General features: G+C 72.1%; 2 protein-coding genes. One reads left to right on the forward strand and one right to left on the reverse strand.

The features are described from left to right. Window positions 1-164: 164 nt before the first annotated feature. Entirely contained in the window at window positions 165-755 is a 591-nt protein-coding gene (gene cysC, locus SACSA_RS0102090; protein WP_028661443.1) for an adenylyl-sulfate kinase, read from the reverse strand. Between the two features lie 112 nt (window positions 756-867). Between cysC and SACSA_RS25575 the strand changes: the two genes are divergently transcribed. Beyond that, window positions 868-1,915 (forward strand): hypothetical protein (locus tag SACSA_RS25575; protein ID WP_019813090.1); only part of this gene is annotated, 1,048 nt, incomplete at its 3' end.

A 1,915-nucleotide genomic window follows, 5' to 3' on the forward strand; every position in this document is an offset into this window, starting at 1 on the left:
GGCATCTCGCCCGCGTGCTGACCCGGCGTGCGCTGACCCGCGCCGCCCCCTGACGTGGCCTCTCCCGGGACGGGCCGCGACCGGCCCGTCCCCGTTCCGGGCGCCGCCGAAGAGGCCACGAGGAGAACCACGCGGGGCACGCCGCGGGGACGGCGGACGCGGGGTCACCGGGTGGGGGCGGTGGCCTCAGGGGAGGGGTGGAGGTGGCCGCGGTCGCGCAGCAGCGACACCACCTCGTCGGCGGCGGCCTCGGCGGTGAGCGTGCTCGTGTCCAGCCGCAGATCGGGGGCCACGGGTTCCTCGTAGACGTCGTCGACACCGGTCAGACCACTGATCTGCCCGGCGGCGGCCCGGGCGTAGAGACCCTTCGGGTCCCGGCGCGCGCACTCGGTCAGCGGCGTGCACACGAACACCTCCACGAACGGTGTCTCGTGCCGCTGGTGGTGTGCCCGCACCGCTTCCCGCGTGTGCGCGTAGGGCGCGATCACCGGAACGAGCGTCAGGACCCGATGGCGGGACAGGAGTTCGGCGACGTAGCCGACCCTGCGGCCCTGCTCGTCCCGGTCCCGGGGCGAGAACCCCAGATCCCGCGAGATCGTCCGGCGCAGCTCGTCACCGTCGAGCACCTCCACTTCCGCGTCCGCGCCCACCAGCGTGGCGATCGACCGGGCCACCGTGGACTTTCCGGCCCCGGACAATCCGGTCAACCACACCGTCACGCCCGATGGGGGTGTGACGGGGCGAAGGTGTGCCATGGGGTCCTCCTCGTCGGGGTCGGCGGTGACGTTGCGCGGTCAAGCGCGCAAATAATCCCACGACAGGGGAACACACCACCGAGTGAGGTAGGACCGCTACGATCCCTCAACCATGATCCCCGCGACCCAGCGTGTGTACATCCATGTCGGCCTTCCCAAGACCGGGACCACGTCCGTGCAGGAGTTGATGTGGCACCACCGGGACGCGCTCGCCGAGCGTGGTCTGCTGTATCCGGGCGACGAGCCGGTGGCTCAGCACCGGGCGGTGATGGACGTGCACTCCGGCCGGTACCGGCAGTGGGACGAACCGGGCATCGCGGGGTCCTGGGAGTGGCTTGTCGAGCGACTGCGGTCGTGGCAGGGAGACGCGGTGTTCTCCACCGAGCTGCTCGCCCCGGCCAGCCCGGACGAGGCCGCGCAGGTGCTCGACGCCCTGCGGTTCGCCGAGATTCACATCGTCTGCACGGCGCGGGATTTCGCCCGGCAGGTGCCTTCGGTGTGGCAGGAGAACGTCAAAACCCGCCACACCACCTCCTACGCCGACCTGCTCGAGTCGTTGCGTGCCGCCGACCTCGACGACATCAGCAGGTTGTTCTGGGACTACCAGGACCTACCGCGCGTGCTGCGTACCTGGGGAGGCGCGCTGCCGCCGGAGCGCGTGCACGTGGTGACCGTGCCCCGGCGCGGTTCCTCCACCGGGGTGCTGTGGGACCGGTTCGCCTCGGTGCTCGGCCTGGACACCACCGGGCTGAGCACCGCGATCGGTCTGCACAACTTCTCGCTCGGCACGGCCGAGACCGAGCTTCTGCGCAGGCTCAACGAGCGCGTGGTCGACGAGATCGACTGGCCCCGCTACGCGTCCTTCGTCAAGGAGCACCTGGCCGAGCGGGTGCTCGCGCGCCGTTCCGGCGGCGCGCGTCCGCAACTCCCGCCTGAGGCGCACGACTGGGCCTGCCACACCGCGCGCCGGTTCGTCGACGAGATCGGCGCGGCCGGCTACCACGTCGTCGGCGACCTGGACGAGCTCATCCCCGAGCCACCGGCCTCCGAGCAGCCCGACGCCTCCTCGCCCGAGGCGCAGATGCCCGACGACGCCGCCCTGCTCGACCTCGCGCTGGAGGTGCTCGCCGATCTGGCCCGCCGGCCGCACCCGGCCCCGG

Source organism: Saccharomonospora saliphila YIM 90502, from assembly GCF_000383795.1.
Lineage (GTDB): Bacteria > Actinomycetota > Actinomycetes > Mycobacteriales > Pseudonocardiaceae > Saccharomonospora > Saccharomonospora saliphila.

What these genes read in the sequence shown, in the direction of transcription:
- cysC (WP_028661443.1), bottom strand. Translation starts at nt 755, where the DNA reads ATGGCACACCTTCGCCCCGTCACACCCCCATCGGGCGTGACGGTGTGG.